General features: G+C 51.1%; 18 protein-coding genes. 13 read left to right on the forward strand and 5 right to left on the reverse strand.

Annotated elements, in window-relative coordinates; all coding sequences use genetic code 11:
- Positions 1-99 precede the first annotated feature (99 nt).
- Positions 100-1,236 carry a trypsin-like peptidase domain-containing protein gene (locus AC0KUT_RS15995; protein WP_488831393.1) on the forward strand — a complete coding sequence of 379 codons (1,137 nt, stop codon included), beginning with the start codon at positions 100-102 and terminating at the stop codon, positions 1,234-1,236.
- 76 nt (positions 1,237-1,312) lie between these two features.
- On the opposite strand, the gene hisD is transcribed toward AC0KUT_RS15995, so the two are convergent.
- The 5 genes from hisD to AC0KUT_RS16020 all read right to left on the reverse strand — a co-directional run bounded on the left by hisD (position 1,313) and on the right by AC0KUT_RS16020 (position 5,870).
- Entirely contained in the window at positions 1,313-2,620 is a 1,308-nt protein-coding gene (gene hisD, locus AC0KUT_RS16000; protein ID WP_488831394.1) for a histidinol dehydrogenase, read from the reverse strand.
- Between the two features lie 107 nt (positions 2,621-2,727).
- Positions 2,728-3,360, reverse strand: a complete 633-nt coding sequence (gene hisG / locus AC0KUT_RS16005; RefSeq protein ID WP_488835766.1) for an ATP phosphoribosyltransferase — start codon at positions 3,358-3,360, stop codon at positions 2,728-2,730.
- A gap of 7 nt (positions 3,361-3,367) precedes the next feature.
- Complete coding sequence (gene murA / locus AC0KUT_RS16010; protein ID WP_488831395.1) at positions 3,368-4,642, reverse strand: UDP-N-acetylglucosamine 1-carboxyvinyltransferase; 1,275 nt, start codon at positions 4,640-4,642, stop codon at positions 3,368-3,370.
- Between the two features lie 154 nt (positions 4,643-4,796).
- A complete protein-coding gene (locus tag AC0KUT_RS16015) occupies positions 4,797-5,066 on the reverse strand; it encodes a BolA family protein (RefSeq protein ID WP_488831396.1) in 270 nt (89 codons plus the stop codon).
- 189 nt (positions 5,067-5,255) lie between these two features.
- Positions 5,256-5,870, reverse strand: coding sequence for an MlaC/ttg2D family ABC transporter substrate-binding protein (locus AC0KUT_RS16020; protein ID WP_488831397.1), 615 nt, complete (start codon positions 5,868-5,870; stop codon positions 5,256-5,258).
- Between the two features lie 82 nt (positions 5,871-5,952).
- On the opposite strand from AC0KUT_RS16020, the gene AC0KUT_RS16025 reads away from it, so the two are divergent.
- From AC0KUT_RS16025 to yjgA, 12 genes are all read left to right on the forward strand, one after another.
- Positions 5,953-6,114 (forward strand): hypothetical protein, encoded by a 162-nt coding sequence (locus AC0KUT_RS16025; protein WP_488831398.1) that lies wholly within the window; start codon positions 5,953-5,955, stop codon positions 6,112-6,114.
- 234 nt (positions 6,115-6,348) lie between these two features.
- Positions 6,349-7,320, forward strand: coding sequence for a KpsF/GutQ family sugar-phosphate isomerase (locus AC0KUT_RS16030; protein ID WP_488831399.1), 972 nt, complete (start codon positions 6,349-6,351; stop codon positions 7,318-7,320).
- Between the two features lie 57 nt (positions 7,321-7,377).
- Positions 7,378-7,914, forward strand: a complete 537-nt coding sequence (locus tag AC0KUT_RS16035; RefSeq protein ID WP_488831400.1) for a KdsC family phosphatase — start codon at positions 7,378-7,380, stop codon at positions 7,912-7,914.
- A 57-nt stretch (positions 7,915-7,971) separates the two neighbouring features.
- Positions 7,972-8,580: an LPS export ABC transporter periplasmic protein LptC gene (gene lptC / locus AC0KUT_RS16040; RefSeq protein ID WP_488831401.1), complete on the forward strand. Its 609-nt coding sequence runs from the start codon at positions 7,972-7,974 to the stop codon at positions 8,578-8,580.
- Positions 8,567-9,133 carry a lipopolysaccharide transport periplasmic protein LptA gene (gene lptA / locus AC0KUT_RS16045; RefSeq protein ID WP_488831402.1) on the forward strand — a complete coding sequence of 189 codons (567 nt, stop codon included), beginning with the start codon at positions 8,567-8,569 and terminating at the stop codon, positions 9,131-9,133. The genes lptC and lptA overlap by 14 nt, the downstream gene beginning before the upstream one ends.
- 5 nt (positions 9,134-9,138) lie before the next feature.
- Positions 9,139-9,864, forward strand: coding sequence for an LPS export ABC transporter ATP-binding protein (gene lptB, locus AC0KUT_RS16050; RefSeq protein WP_488831403.1), 726 nt, complete (start codon positions 9,139-9,141; stop codon positions 9,862-9,864).
- A gap of 243 nt (positions 9,865-10,107) precedes the next feature.
- Positions 10,108-11,733, forward strand: coding sequence for an RNA polymerase factor sigma-54 (locus AC0KUT_RS16055; protein WP_488831404.1), 1,626 nt, complete (start codon positions 10,108-10,110; stop codon positions 11,731-11,733).
- A gap of 115 nt (positions 11,734-11,848) precedes the next feature.
- Positions 11,849-12,139 carry a ribosome hibernation-promoting factor, HPF/YfiA family gene (hpf, locus tag AC0KUT_RS16060; RefSeq protein WP_488831405.1) on the forward strand — a complete coding sequence of 97 codons (291 nt, stop codon included), beginning with the start codon at positions 11,849-11,851 and terminating at the stop codon, positions 12,137-12,139.
- A 121-nt stretch (positions 12,140-12,260) separates the two neighbouring features.
- Entirely contained in the window at positions 12,261-12,707 is a 447-nt protein-coding gene (gene ptsN / locus AC0KUT_RS16065; RefSeq protein ID WP_488831406.1) for a PTS IIA-like nitrogen regulatory protein PtsN, read from the forward strand.
- Between the two features lie 104 nt (positions 12,708-12,811).
- Positions 12,812-13,681 carry an RNase adapter RapZ gene (gene rapZ, locus AC0KUT_RS16070; protein WP_488831407.1) on the forward strand — a complete coding sequence of 290 codons (870 nt, stop codon included), beginning with the start codon at positions 12,812-12,814 and terminating at the stop codon, positions 13,679-13,681.
- A 3-nt stretch (positions 13,682-13,684) separates the two neighbouring features.
- The gene (locus tag AC0KUT_RS16075) at positions 13,685-13,963 is read left to right on the forward strand and encodes an HPr family phosphocarrier protein (protein WP_488831408.1); all 279 of its coding nucleotides are present in this window, start codon (positions 13,685-13,687) and stop codon (positions 13,961-13,963) included.
- A gap of 256 nt (positions 13,964-14,219) precedes the next feature.
- A complete protein-coding gene (gene yjgA / locus AC0KUT_RS16080) occupies positions 14,220-14,738 on the forward strand; it encodes a ribosome biogenesis factor YjgA (RefSeq protein WP_488831409.1) in 519 nt (172 codons plus the stop codon).
- Positions 14,739-14,968 lie beyond the last annotated feature (230 nt).

Raw genomic sequence — 14,968 nt, forward strand, 5'->3', positions numbered from 1 at the left:
CGAAACAACGCGGGATGCGCACGGGACACCCATAACAATCACAATAAATGCTGCAGCCCCACCCAAGGCTGCAGACTGTTCGCCGCCAGAGATAGCCTCATGTTTTTACATCGCCTGTTGCAGTTTGTAGGCTGGCCAGTAACCGCCGGCATTATCATTGCCCTGCTCACCTTGGTGGCCTTCCCCGAGCTGCGCAAGCCTCATACACCTGATACAACGCCTGCACCTATACTCGCAACAGCAGCGCGCTTTGGTGTCGTATCCTATGCCGACGCCGTTACACGTGCCGCGCCTGCGGTCGTCAATGTATACACAGAAAAGCTCGTGACCCAACGCTACCAAAACCTCTACAACAACCCCCTTTTCCGCCGGCTCTACGACAATTCCAATACCCCCCAACAACAACGCATGCAAAATACCCTTGGCTCAGGCGTTATTGTGGATACCCAAGGGCACATCTTAACCAATAAGCATGTGGTCAATGGTGCAGATAAAATTTTGGTACTGCTTAACGATGGGCGCGAAACGGGAGCAGAGCTCATAGGTACCGACCCCACCAATGACTTGGCCGTGTTAAAAATCAATCTCGAAAATCTGACCGCCATCCCTATGGGCGATTCAAGTAAAACGCGAGTAGGCGATGTAGTGTTAGCCATCGGCAACCCCTATGGGGTTGGGCAAAGTGTCAGCCAAGGAATAGTCAGTGCCACCGGCCGCTGGAATTTAGGCATCAATGCCGCCGAAAATTTTATTCAAACAGATGCCGCGATTAACCCCGGCAACTCTGGTGGCGCCTTAGTGGACGCCATGGGCAACCTAATTGGCATTAATACGGCCATGCTCGATGAAACCGATGGCTCTGTGGGTATTAGCTTTGCAGTACCGGCAGACAAAGCGATGAACTCACTGCAGCAAATCATTGAATACGGCGAAGTGCGCCCAGGCTGGCTAGGCTTATCAGTCACTGCCGCCATCCCTACATCCCCTTCAGGCGTCAGCGGCCTGCTGGTGACCGAAATAGACATTGACAGTCCCGCTCAAAAAGCTGGTTTTGAACTCGATGATGTTATAACTCATATTGATGGTATCGCCATTAATAACAAACAATCGCTGTTCAACTCCACCAGAAACATACAGCCCAACTCCAAAGTCCACTTTCGCATAGTGCGCGCTGGCCAACCGCTCGAACTCGACGCCATTGCCGGCTACCCGCCGACCAGCAAAACCAAAACCTAGCCCCTCATCAAAAGTGGCAACAAAAAAATGGGCGCCTATAGCGCCCATTTTTTATTTCGCTACACGCTTACGTGAATCACTTCAAAATGCGATATTCCGCTGAGCGCGCATGGGCTTCAAGGTATTCGCCGCGCGCCAACACCGAGGCCGTTTTTGCCAAGGTCGACGCGCCTGCTGCTGAGCACATAATAATCGAGCTGCGCTTTTGGAAGTCGTAGACACCCAGCGGGGAAGAAAAACGTGCGGTACCCGAGGTAGGCAGCACATGGTTAGGGCCGGCGCAATAATCACCCAAGGCTTCTGGCGTAAAGCGCCCCATAAAAATGGCGCCCGCATGACGCACCTGGGGCAACATAGCCTCTGGGTCAGCAACAGACAACTCTAAATGTTCGGGCGCAATGCGATTGCTGATAGCAATTGCCTCTTCCATGTCAGCCACCTTAATCAAAGCACCGCGATTTTTAAGCGATACACTAGCGATAGCTTCGCGCTCCAGCGTAGGCAACAAACGCGCTATGGCAGCTTCAACCTGGTCGAGATAATCCGCATCTGGGCAGAGCAAAATGGATTGCGCCTGCTCGTCGTGCTCAGCTTGACTGAACAGATCCATGGCAATCCAATCGGGGTCGGTGAGACCATCGCAAATCACCAGAATTTCTGACGGCCCGGCGATCATATCAATCGCCACCTGACCAAACACCGCGCGTTTGGCAGTGGCGACGTAAATGTTACCTGGGCCAACAATCTTGTCGACCTTGGTAATGGTTTCGGTGCCGAACGCGAGCGCCGCAACGGCTTGGGCGCCGCCGATGGTAATAACGCGATCCACACCGGCAATCGCCGCTGCCGCCAACACCATTGGGCTAATGTCATTATCGGGTGCAGGTACCACCATGGTCAGCTCATCGACACCCGCCACCTTCGCAGGTATAGCATTCATCAATACCGATGACGGATAAGAAGCCTTGCCGCCAGGTACATACAAGCCCACGCGCTCCATGGCAGAGATTTGCTGACCAAGCACAGTGCCGTCCGCCTCGGTATAACGCCATGACGCCTGCAGTTGGTGCTGGTGATAGGTGCGAATACGCTCTGCGGCTATTTCTAGCGCTTGGCGCTGCTCTGTGGTGATCTGCGTGAGCGCCTGTTGCAATTGCTCAGCCGTAACAACAAATTCCTGCACTGTTTTTGCGCTGCGACGATCAAACTTGTTGGTGAACTCAACGACAGCGGCATCGCCGCGCTGTTTAACGTGATGAAGAATATCGTCCACTACTGCCGCCACGCGCGTATCGCTAACGGATTCCCAGGCGAGTAGTTGATCCAAGCGCTGATTAAAATCGCCTTGGCTTGCATCTAAACGGGTGATAAGAGATTCAGACATGGAGGACTCTTTTTAACAGCAGAAAATAGTAAAACCGAAAACACATCATGAGACATGTCGATTGCAAAACCTTATTGTGATTTGCAATCGACCGTATTAAAAATCAATTAGCTCGGCGCAACCGCCGTCGCTATATGGTCAATGATGGCTTGAATTTGCACATGCTTCATTTTCATCGATGCCTTGTTCACAATTAAACGCGAACTGATGTCGGCGATAAAATCGCGCGCCTCCAAACCATTGGCCCGCAGGGTATTGCCGGTATCCACAATATCCACAATCTCATCCGCCAAGTGCATGATGGGCGCAAGCTCCATAGCACCGTAGAGTTTAATGATGTCGGTTTGGCGGCCTTGCGAGGCGTAATATTGCTTAGCGATATTCACATACTTAGTCGCCACGCGAATACGCCCAGCGGGGAGCGATTCTCCCTTAACCCCAGCAGTCATTAATTTGCAGCGGGCTATGTTTAAATCGAGCGGTTCGTAAAGACCTTCTGCGCCGTTTTCCATCAGCGTATCTTTGCCGGAAATACCCATATCCGCCGCGCCGAACTGCACATAGGTAGGTACGTCCGCACCGCGCAACAACAGCAACCGCACATGGGCTTGCGTTGTTTCAAACACCAGCTTGCGGCTTTTTTCCATATCTTCTAGCGGCTCGATACCAGCAGCGGCCAGCAGCGGCAAGGTTTCTTCAAGAATGCGACCCTTGGTGAGGGCGATGGTTAAGGTGTGAATCATATGCTTAGCCTTTCACACGACGCACATTGGCGCCGATGCTTTGGAATTTTTGTTCAATGGCTTCGTAGCCGCGATCTATGTGGTAAATGCGGTCGATGAGCGTTTCGCCATCGGCCATTAAACCAGCAATCACCAAGCTCGCAGAAGCCCGCAAATCTGACGCCATTACCGGCGCAGCTTTCAAACGCTCAACCCCAGTCACTATGGCGGTATTGTGTTCCAGCTCAATATGCGCGCCCATGCGGTTCAGCTCGGCGACCTGCACCAAACGATTTTCAAAAATCGTTTCGGTGATGTGGCTCACACCTTCGGCGAGCGCATTCATCGCCATAAATTGCGATTGCATATCGGTAGGGAAAGCAGGATAAGGCGCGGTGCGCAAACTCACCGCCTTAGGGCGACGACCGTGCATATCCAATGCGATCCAATCCTCACCTTGGGTAATTTCAGCACCGGCTTCCTGCAACTTTAAAATCACGGCTTCAAGAATATCGCCACGGGTGTTGGTGAGTTTGATCTTGCCGCGGGTGGCGGCAGCAGCAACTAAGTAGGTGCCGGTTTCAATGCGATCAGGCATAACGGCGTATTCGCAGCCATGAAGTGTTTCAACACCCTCAATTGTGAGCGTTGAGGTGCCTATACCGCTAATTTTGGCGCCCATGGCAACCAGCATATTGGCGAGGTCGACAATCTCTGGCTCGCGCGCGGCATTTTCTAACACCGTTTTACCGTCCGCTAATACCGCAGCCATTAACAGGTTTTCGGTGCCACCCACGGTGACCACATCCATGAGAAAATGGCAGCCCTTAAGACGACCATTAAGCGCCGGATTAATACTTGCGCGAATATAACCGCCATCGATTTCGATAATAGCGCCCATCGCTTCAAGACCGCGCAAATGGATATCAACTGGGCGTGAGCCTATAGCGCAACCGCCGGGGAAGGACACATTGGCTTCGCCGTAGCGCGCCAGCATGGGCCCCAACACCAAAATCGATGCGCGCATGGTTTTCACCAATTCGTAGGATGCGGTGTAGGAGCTAATGGTATTAGGGTCGACAATCACCACATGATCGCCTTCAATCTCAATGGTCAAACCTAAGGTGCGCAGCAATGCCACCATAGTGGTGATGTCATTCAAATGAGGAACGTTAGTCAGGCGTACTTCGCAATCCGCCAAAATCGTTGCGGCCAACAGCGGCAAGCCCGCATTTTTGGAACCAGAAATACGTAATTCACCAGAGAGCGGCCCGCCGCCCAAAATCAAAAACTTATCCATTACTGACCTGAGAGTTAAAAATACTTAAAAAGGGGAGCTGGACTGACTGCAGCCCTAGCTTTATTGAAAACCTACCATTGCAAAACTGACATCTCAAAGTCGATGCCACACGCTGAGTTTGCGCAAACTCGGCTTACACATCACAAACAACCATCTATTGCTGCTGTTGCTGCTGCTGCCACTGCTCAGGGGTAAAGGCTTTGATGTAGTCCACCGCGTGAATGCTGCGGTCGGCAAACTGAGCGCTCAGTGCAGACAACACCAGTTGCTGTTTTTTAACGGGCATTAAACCGGCGAAGGCAGGGCTAACTAGCACCAGGCCTATGTGATCACCCATTACTTCTACGTTCTTCACATCGCAGTCAGGGATGTGATTTTCAATCAGCGCTTTAATTTGTTCGGCTTGCATAGTGTTACTCGACATGATGATTTGAGACCGCTACAGCCTCAAACATAGAAAATATCAAACAAAGAAATAGAGAAAGGCGCGAAGTTTACCGGAATGTCGCGTCTATCGCACCCGAAAATACACCCGCGTAAAAACAACAGCCCCCGCCAGAAACTGGCGGGGGCTGTGCGCAATGCCTTAAATACAATTAAGCATCAATATGAATTAAGCATCCGCCAACCAATTGGCAACCACTTTATTAATATCGCCGTTTTGCTTTTTATAGGCCGCCTTAAACTGACCACTAAAGGATTGTCCAAGGTTAACGCCGTTAAGCACCACATTTATCAACTTCCAACCGTCTTTGCCCTGCACCATGGTGTAATCCAGCTTATGTGAAGCACCCTCTTTGCTCACCTCCTGCTTAACCACTACACGGTTGGCGTTTTTGGGGTCCTTAACAACGCCCAAGAGCTTAATCTCGCTGTCGGCATAACCCGCAATGCCCTTGGCATAGGATTTCACCAAGCCAGAGCGAAACACTTTAAGGAATTCACCGCGCTGAGCAGGGCTAGCTTTAGCAAACACGTCTTTGCCCATCACCGCACCGGCGATAAATTGAAAATTCACCACGCCATCAAGCACACCCTCCACTTGCTTGTAGTAGGCTTCATCGGCGGTATTAGCCGCATTCTTAGCCTTCACAAGGCCGAACAACTCTTGCGCAACCTGTTCAACCACTTGCTCCGGTTCAGCCGCAGCAGAGGCAAAGGGGGCACACAACACCGAGCAAAGAGCAAGAGCAGCAGCAGCTGTTACACGGATATTCAGATATTTCATTGAGAACCTTCCATTTTCTTGAGAGGAGATAAATTCTGGGAATCGAATGTCACACATCGAATCACACTTATTCGGGGCGAAAATGCGAATTACAAGCCTTATCCCAGTAAAAAATCACACAGCGAGCGAACCAGATTCAATGAATGTAGAGCGCCGCTTTGCGTTAATACACGGTACGCAAGTCAGACCAAAGCAACCCAAAGAAGTGCCCGACCTGAGCAAAACCTTACAGGGTTTAGGTTAACAAGGGCTGAATCAAGCCGCTACTGCCGAAAGCCAGCGCCCGTCTAAAGGCTGCTCTCCCCACCCACAAAAACAAACACATCACTGGCAATTGGCGGCTAGTTTGGTTGCAATTGCTGCTCATTTTACCCCCAAATTTAATTCCATCAGCTCCAGCAACGTAATTTTTAAGTATTTCCCGCGATTTTGCCCGCTATAATGCCCCCCCCACTGCAACCGCCAATCGAGATTACCCATGGCATCATTCGATTACATCAGCTCCGGTTTGCGCACCGTGCGCCTCGAAGCTGAAGCCGTAGCCGCTCTTAGCAACCGTATCAATCAAGACTTTACTGCCGCCTGCGACCTGCTCCTCAACTGCCGCGGGCGCGTTATTGTGACCGGCATGGGCAAATCGGGCCACATCGGCAAAAAAATTGCGGCCACGCTTGCCAGCACCGGCACTCCTGCTTTTTTTGTGCATCCGGGTGAAGCCAATCACGGCGACCTTGGGATGATCACCAAAGATGATCTGGTCTTGGCCATCTCCTACTCTGGCACCTCGAGCGAAATAGTGTCCATTTTGCCGTTGCTCAAACGCGCCGGTATTAAAATTATCAGCATGTGTAGCAAGCCCCACTCTATTCTGGGGGAGGTCGCTGAAGTCAATTTGGATATCAGCGTCGTCAGCGAAGCCTGCCCGCTTGATCTCGCGCCCACCTCCAGCACTACTGCCACCTTGGTAATGGGCGATGCGCTCGCCATAGCGCTGCTGGAAGCGCGCGGTTTTACCGCAGAAGACTTTGCCTTCTCACATCCCGGTGGCGCCCTCGGTCGCAAGTTGCTTATGCGTCTGAGCGACATAATGCACACCGGTGCCGACATTCCGCGTGTCGCACCCGATGCATCGCTCTCTCAAGCATTGATGGTCATGACCGACAAAGGTTTTGGCATGACCACTGTCATGGACGAGCACAACTGCTTGCTCGGCATTTACACCGACGGCGACTTGCGCCGCAGTATCGACAAGGGCATAGATATTCGCATCGCCAAGGTAAACGAGCTGATGAACCCCAACCCCAAAACGCTAAGCAGCACCATGCTCGCCGCCGAAGCCTTAAGGGTCATGGAGGAAACAAAAATCAATGTGCTTCTGGTGACTGATGAGCAGCAACAGCTAATAGGTGTTGTGAAAATTAACGACATACTGCGCGCTGGCATTATCTAAGTAATCTTGCCTGAACATCTTCGTCCCTAAGAAACGACATACAGGATCAAAATAAGTATGAATCCCGAACTGCAAACCCGCGCTGCGCGCATTAAACTTCTACTTTTAGATGTCGATGGCGTACTGACTGATGGCCGCCTGTTTTTTGGCAATCAGGGCGAAGAATTTAAATCCTTCAGCACGCTCGATGGCCAAGGCATTAAAACCCTGCAAAAAACTGGCGTGCAAGTAGGCATAATCACCGGTCGCACCAGCAATTTGGTCGCACGTCGCGCCGCCGATTTAGGTATTACCATTTTGGTGCAAGGTCGCGAAGACAAGTGGGAAGCCCTGCAAGAGATTTTGCAAGAACACCCCATGGAATTAGAAAACATTGCGTTCATGGGCGACGACTGGCCCGACCTCACCGTAATGACCCGCGTTGGGCTGGCATTCACAGTTGCCAACGCACACTTCAGCGTGGCTGAACGCGCCCATTGGCAAACTAAAGAGCGAGGAGGCGAAGGTGCAGTGCGTGCCGCCTGTGATTTATTAATGCAAGCACAGGGCACTTTTAACGCCGCACTCAGTCATTACTTGCCGCCCAGCCCGTAATTAAAGACTGAGCGACCGCTAAAACCCGCAGATAAACCAACCGACACTGGAACACCCATGTTGATGCGCAGTATTAATAAGCTCCACCACTACATTCCTGTGCCCTGGCTATTAGTTGGGCTGTTACTGGGTTTCTTTTTGCTAGTACTTAAACCCAAAGAAGACCTGCAAAATAACAATACTGCCGACGGCTCCAGCTTCCCGCAATTTTATATGCGCGAATTACAAACACGCGAGTTCGATGATCAAGGTCGCGTGCACTTTCAGCTCACCACACCACTGGTGACGCACTTTCAGCCAGACCCTACAACACCCTCAGCTGCAGACTTCACCCTCATCACCGAACCCAAAATGGAATTTTATGGCAGCGACACGCCCGAGCCTTGGCATATGAGTGCAGCATTAGGCCGCAGTGAAAATGACAGCCAAGTATTGCGCCTCATCGACAATGTTGTGATTCAACAAACCTCAACCAGCCGCGGGCTGATTGAAATCACCACCAGCGAATTGCGCATGCGCCCCAAAGAGCAATTCGCCGAAACAGACAAAGCTGTTAAGATGCGCAGCGCCAAAGGTCAGATAGATGCAGTCGGCATGAATGCACAACTGAACGAAAGCCGTATTGAATTAATCTCTCAGGTCAAAGCCGTTTATGAACCTCGCTAAACCCTTTTTATATGTTCCCACGGCGCTAAGGATTAGAGCTAAATGCTTTGCCACCCTTGCACTGCTGATTATTAGCTGTCAATTTAGCAGCCAAAGCCTAGCGCTGCCCAGTGACAAAAATGAAACCATTCACGGTTCCGCTGATCGCTTGGTCGTCGATCAAAAGAACGGGATCGCCACCTATACTGGCGCCGTGCAAATTCAGCAGGGCTCGCTAGTAATCACCGCCGACAAAATAATTATCCAAACCAATCCTGATAGCTCCGTAAAAAAAATGCTCGCCACTGGCATGCCAGCGCGCTTCCAACAGCAGCCTGAAGCCGCTCAAGGCGTGATTACCGCATCAGCCAATAGCATTACCTACACGCCTAACAAAGAACATCTGCTGCTGGTAGAAAACGCCTCGCTCGAACAAGATGGCGCGGTCATGAGCGGCCCAACGATTGATTACGATCTCGTAAAAGAAGTTATGAAAGCTGCCGGCAACACCAAAGGCGGCAATAATCAGCGCATTGAAATTGTAATCCCACCAAAATCTGACGTGAAAAACTAATTGCTATGGCCAGCCTGTTTGCCCGAAACCTCGCAAAAAGCTACAAAAAACGAAAAGTGGTTATAGATGTATCTATCACCGTCAACAGCGGTAGTATCGTCGGCCTGCTCGGCCCAAACGGTGCGGGGAAAACCACCTGTTTCTACATGATCGCCGGGCTAGTACCCGCCGATATGGGCAGCGTCCATATCGATGACCAAGATATTACGCACCTGCCCATTCACGGCCGCGCGCGCGCAGGCATCGGCTATTTACCGCAAGAAGCCTCAATCTTTCGCAAGCTGACTGTCGCCGACAACATCATGGCGATTCTCGAAACCCGCAGCGACCTGAACCGCAAACAGCGTCTCGCCAAGCTCGAGTCACTGCTGGCAGAATTTCACATCACCCATATTCGCGACAGCCTCGGCATGGCGCTCTCGGGTGGTGAACGCCGCCGCGTAGAAATCGCGCGCGCACTCGCTACAGACCCCAAATTTATTTTGCTCGATGAACCCTTTGCCGGGGTCGACCCTATTTCGGTAAACGATATTAAAGAAATTGTTCGCCACCTCAAGGATCGCGGTATTGGCGTACTCATCACCGACCACAACGTGCGCGAAACCCTCGACATCTGCGAGACCGCCTACATCGTGAGCGAAGGCCGCATCATCGCCGAGGGCACACCCGAAACCGTGTTAAACAACAGCCAAGTGCGCGCAGTCTATTTGGGCGAAAATTTCAGGCTATAACATCAGCCAATCTTATATAGCGGCCAGCTGAGTGTTTTTTCGGCAACTCAGCTAAGCCCCGCATTCATTGCTAACCCCAAATTAACTGTACTTAACACCGCAAACTCCCACTTGACAATGATCAAAAAATGCACTCTAGGCATAAAGATTGCTTAGCCTTATTGCTTGCAAGCCAAACCCTGTCTAAACTCTACCTATCCGATGTTCGTTTTCATCCTGCGTTAAGGGTTTGTCGTTCTCATAATGAAGCAATCTCTCCAGCTAAAACTCGGTCAACAACTGACCATGACTCCGCAGCTGCAACAGGCCATTCGCCTGCTGCAACTCTCCACTCTAGATCTGCAACAAGAGATTCAAGAGGCGCTAGAATCTAACCCCATGCTAGAGGTCGAAGAAGGCTTCGAAGGCTCAGATAGCGGTCAAGCTACGGGCGAGCAAGACAGTGCCGATTATGACCGCAAGCAAGAAATTGCTACCGAGACAAAAAACAGCAGCGATGATGAGTTCTCCCTCAACGACAAGCTAACCGATACCTACAGCTCTACCGATGCAGGCGCAGACAGCTTTAGCGAAAGCACCCCCGACAACGATCTCTACGGCGATGGCGACGGTTTTGGCGAGGGCGACACCTTTAGCGAGAGCGCTAGCGAATGGAACGAATCCATTCCCAGTGATCTCCCTGTCGACACCAGCTGGGATGATGTATATCAATCATCCAGCTCCAGCGCCTCCAGCAACTACGATAACGACGACAATGATTTTGAAAGCCGTCGCGCCGCTACCGACTCCCTTTACGATCACTTGATGTGGCAGCTCAATCTGACCCCCATGTCAGATACGGACCGCATAGTCGCTATGGCCATTATCGATGCGGTAGAGCCGAGCGGTATGCTCTCCATTACCATTGAGGATATTTACGAAGGCCTACTGCAAGACTTTACCGACCTTGAGTTAGACGAAGTGGTCGCCGTGCAACATCGCCTCCAACAGTTTGACCCCTGTGGTGTCTGCAGCCAAAACCTCGCGGAATGCCTGCTGGTACAACTGCAGCAATATGACCCTAAAACCCCACTGCTAGAATCTGCCAAGCTGATTGCCAAGCTATACCTGCCGCTGCTAGGCAGCCGCGATTACCGCCAATTAATGCGTCGCACCAAGCTCAAAGAAGCGGATTTGAGTATTGCAGTCAGCCTTATCCAAGGCCTAAACCCCCGCCCCGGCGATATCATTGAAAGCGGCGACACGGAATATGTGGTGCCCGATGTATTTGTCGATAAGCGCGAAGGGCGCTGGGTAGTAGAACTCAACCCCGATATAGCACCGCGCCTACGCATTAACTCCGGCTATGCGTCCATGGTGAAGCGTGCCGACTCCAGCACCGACAACACATTTTTAAAAGATAACCTGCAAGAGGCCCGCTGGTTTTTGAAAAGCCTGCAAAGCCGCAATGAAACCCTGCTCAAAGTCGCCAGCTGTATTGTCGAAAAACAACGCGGCTTTCTCGATTACGGCCCCGAAGCCATGAAGCCTCTGGTATTACACGACATTGCCGAAATTGTAGAAATGCACGAATCAACCATTTCGCGCGTAACCACACAGAAATACATGCACACCCCCCAGGGCATATTTGAACTTAAATACTTTTTCTCCAGTCATGTCAGTACTGACAGCGGCGGCGAATGCTCTTCAACGGCAATCCGTGCGATCATTAAAAAACTGGTGAGCGCAGAAAACCAAAAGAAACCCCTAAGCGACAGCAAAATTACCGACTTATTAGCCGAGCAAGGCATTCAAGTAGCGCGTCGCACCATCGCCAAGTATCGCGAGTCACTCAATATTCCACCGTCAAACGAACGGAAAATACTTTAACGAAGGCAGTATATTTCAACTGTCTTAAACTGATTTTGATTGGATCAAATTTATCAAGGATGTTTGCGCGGTTGTGCTCGCACAACACTTTTGTGTCTACCTAGAGGAAGTATCTATGCAAATAAACATCAGTGGTCATCATCTGGAAGTTACCGAAGCGCTCAGAGACTACGTCACCAGCAAAATAGAGCGCCTTAGCCATCACCATGACCGCATTACCAGCACCCAGGTTATTCTCTCGGTGGATAAATTAATTCAAAAAGCAGAAGCGACCATGCATGTGAGTGGCAAAGATATATTTGCCGACGCCACCCATGAAGATCTCTATGCTGCCATAGATGCATTGGCCGACAAGCTTGATCGCCAGTTAATTAAGCACAAAGAAAAGATGCGCAGCCACCGCTAGCCGGTTGCCCAGCTGCCCTAAGCGCCACACAATCGGCATTTAGGGCGGCCCAAAAACAGTTTTGTACCAACCCCGATGGGCAACCATCCCTGCTGAGAGATGTTCACACATCGTCAATGTTATGCAAATTCAATCCATCATCAGTCCCAACCGCACTCTCTGCGGGCTCGAAGGCGGCAGTAAAAAACGCGCATTGGAATTACTTGCCAATGCCATTGCCGAAGACGTTCCCAGCATTGATGCAGACGACCTTTTTCGCCGCCTTGTGGCACGCGAACGCCTAGGCTCTACAGGTATAGGCCACGGCATTGCCATACCTCATTGCCGCGTGGATAAATGCACAACCACGCTCGGGGCGCTCATCACCCTCGTAGAACCCATAGATTTCGACGCCATAGATTCACAACCCGTCGATATACTCTTTGCTATGTTGGTGCCGGAAGACGCACACGACGAACATCTGCAAAATTTAGCGGCCTTAGCGGGCGCACTCAATGATGCGGATTATCGCCAAAAACTGCGTGCAGCGACTGATGACGAATCGCTCTACCAAGCAGCAATTGCTTAATTCACAAACCTACATCGAGCAGCCGCTTTACTCTTTCCGGTAACTTGGTTGATTTAAAACAGCGCCAAAGCGGTCTTAAAAGAAGTTTTAAAAAGGACAGCCCTATGCATCTTGTAATAGTGAGCGGTTTATCTGGCTCCGGCAAAAGTACCGCACTCCATGTATTGGAGGATGTGGGCTTTAACTGTATCGATAACCTGCCTGTAAGCCTGCTACCTGCACTCGTTGCCCAAATTCAAATCCACAAAGACGATAGCCAACGTTTTGCTATTGGAATTGATGTGCGCAATGCTTGGCAGGATCTCGACATTTTCCCCGAAATGATCAGCACCTTAAAAGAAGCACACCTTCCCTTTCGCACACTCTTTTTAGATTCACAACCTGCAGTACTGATTCAACGCTTTAGCGAAACTCGCCGCAAACACCCGCTGAGTGACACACACACCAGTCTCGCAGAGGCAATTAGTGCCGAACAGCAGTTGTTAGAACCCATTCGCGACGCCGCTGACCAAGTCATAGACACCAGCCACCTCAACCTTCACGAACTGCGCGATCTGGTCAAAGAACGCATCGTTGGCCGCGCTGAATCGACTATGGCCATACTCTTTGAATCTTTCGGATTCAAACATGGCTTACCGGTCAATGCCGATCTCGTGTTCGATGCGCGCTGCCTGCCCAACCCCCATTGGCGCTCCGACTTAAGGCCGCTAACGGGTAAAGATCAAGCCGTGATTGAGTTCCTCGAAGAGCAGGTCACCGTTACCGAAATGCGCGAGGACATAGAGCGCTACCTTGAGCGCTGGCTGCCGCGCTACCAAGCCAACAATCGCAGCTATATCACCATCGCCGTAGGTTGCACTGGTGGCCAACACCGCTCGGTCTATCTCAGCGAGCGCCTGCTGGCGCGCTTTGATCAAAGCTTTCACGATGTGCAAGTTCGCCATCGCGACATTAACAAACACACAAAAAGCTAAGCCATGCTGACTGAAACTCACCCTATTATTAATCGCAAAGGGCTCCATGCGCGCGCCGCCGCCAAGCTCGCCACCCTCGCCAATCAACACCAAGCGCGGGTGCAAGCTCGGCTGAATGGCGGCACAGGCTCTTGGGTAGACGCCAAAAGTGTCATGTCGCTCATGCTACTTGCTGCCAGCATGGGCACAGCACTTGAAATTAGCTGCGAAGGCGAAGATGCCACAGCCGCAATGGATGCCATACGCGCACTGATTGCAGACCGCTTCGAAGAAGGCGAGTAATAACGCGCGCAAGCATCAACACACTATCGCCACCTACAAGCCTCCTTTTATCCTTATCGAAGCAAGTAAGGCCCATTTCACGGAACCTCATTTTTTAGCCCAAAAGAGCCAATTCTTCTCACTAAGAGGCGACTTTTTACTCCGACAGAACAAGTACGCATCACCTCGACTACAATTAGCAGTTGTTATTTGGGCATGTTTTGCCTACCCTGTGCGCCCTTTTTATCATTGACAGCTGCAACAATCCGGCACCCCTATGGTTTATAAATACGACGACATCGACCCCGATGACTACATCAAAAGCAAATCGCAAGTTAAACGCGAGATGCATGCCCTACAGGATCTAGGGGAAAGACTCATCGACATGAACGAAAAGCAACTCGCCAGCATCCCCTTGGATGAGCAAATGCTCGACGCCATCTATATTGCACGCAAGCTCCCGCCAAAAGAGGCGCGTCGTCGCCAGCTGCAATTCATTGGCCGTTTAATGCGCGAAGGCAACCACGAAGAAATTCAAGCCGCGGTTGATAAGCTGCAAAATCGTAGCGATCAATATGTGCACCGCCAGCACCAAGTAGAGCGCTACCGCGATCTGCTCATCGAAGGCAATAAAGAGATTTTTCAAACCCTTGTAACCTCTTGCCCAGGCATTGATGTTCAGCACCTGCGCCAACTCATTCGCAGCGCTCAAAAAGACCGCGATGAAAACAAGCCGCCCACCCACGCGCGCAAACTCTTCACCTTCATCCGTGAACAATTAGAACTGCAGGATTAAGCTACGGCGAAAATCCCATAAAAAATGCCCCTGTAAGCCATGTTTACAGGGGCATTTTTTTATGGGCAAGGCCCTACACCCTTCGGTTAAATTAAAGCAATGGTGCACACCGATACAAAGAGATCAAACGACCACATTATATTTTCGTCAAGGCCAGCACGCCTTCACGAACCCCAAAGCCAGGTACACTAGCAGTCACAATACTCAGAGACAATTCGCACCAACATTTG

The sequence above is a fragment of the Cellvibrio sp. 25HG11W-0 genome, assembly GCF_057815475.1.

Coding starts and splice junctions, on each gene's coding strand:
- rapZ (WP_488831407.1), top strand. CDS start 12,812: ATGCATCTTGTAATAGTGAGCGGTTTATCTGGCTCCGGCAAAAGTACC.
- AC0KUT_RS15995 (WP_488831393.1), top strand. CDS start 100: ATGTTTTTACATCGCCTGTTGCAGTTTGTAGGCTGGCCAGTAACCGCC.
- lptC (WP_488831401.1), top strand. CDS start 7,972: ATGTTGATGCGCAGTATTAATAAGCTCCACCACTACATTCCTGTGCCC.
- hpf (WP_488831405.1), top strand. CDS start 11,849: ATGCAAATAAACATCAGTGGTCATCATCTGGAAGTTACCGAAGCGCTC.
- AC0KUT_RS16015 (WP_488831396.1), bottom strand. CDS start 5,066: ATGTCGAGTAACACTATGCAAGCCGAACAAATTAAAGCGCTGATTGAA.
- hisD (WP_488831394.1), bottom strand. CDS start 2,620: ATGTCTGAATCTCTTATCACCCGTTTAGATGCAAGCCAAGGCGATTTT.
- AC0KUT_RS16025 (WP_488831398.1), top strand. CDS start 5,953: ATGCGAATTACAAGCCTTATCCCAGTAAAAAATCACACAGCGAGCGAA.
- AC0KUT_RS16075 (WP_488831408.1), top strand. CDS start 13,685: ATGCTGACTGAAACTCACCCTATTATTAATCGCAAAGGGCTCCATGCG.
- lptB (WP_488831403.1), top strand. CDS start 9,139: ATGGCCAGCCTGTTTGCCCGAAACCTCGCAAAAAGCTACAAAAAACGA.
- AC0KUT_RS16035 (WP_488831400.1), top strand. CDS start 7,378: ATGAATCCCGAACTGCAAACCCGCGCTGCGCGCATTAAACTTCTACTT.
- ptsN (WP_488831406.1), top strand. CDS start 12,261: ATGCAAATTCAATCCATCATCAGTCCCAACCGCACTCTCTGCGGGCTC.
- lptA (WP_488831402.1), top strand. CDS start 8,567: ATGAACCTCGCTAAACCCTTTTTATATGTTCCCACGGCGCTAAGGATT.
- murA (WP_488831395.1), bottom strand. CDS start 4,642: ATGGATAAGTTTTTGATTTTGGGCGGCGGGCCGCTCTCTGGTGAATTA.
- yjgA (WP_488831409.1), top strand. CDS start 14,220: ATGGTTTATAAATACGACGACATCGACCCCGATGACTACATCAAAAGC.
- AC0KUT_RS16030 (WP_488831399.1), top strand. CDS start 6,349: ATGGCATCATTCGATTACATCAGCTCCGGTTTGCGCACCGTGCGCCTC.
- AC0KUT_RS16055 (WP_488831404.1), top strand. CDS start 10,108: ATGAAGCAATCTCTCCAGCTAAAACTCGGTCAACAACTGACCATGACT.
- AC0KUT_RS16020 (WP_488831397.1), bottom strand. CDS start 5,870: ATGAAATATCTGAATATCCGTGTAACAGCTGCTGCTGCTCTTGCTCTT.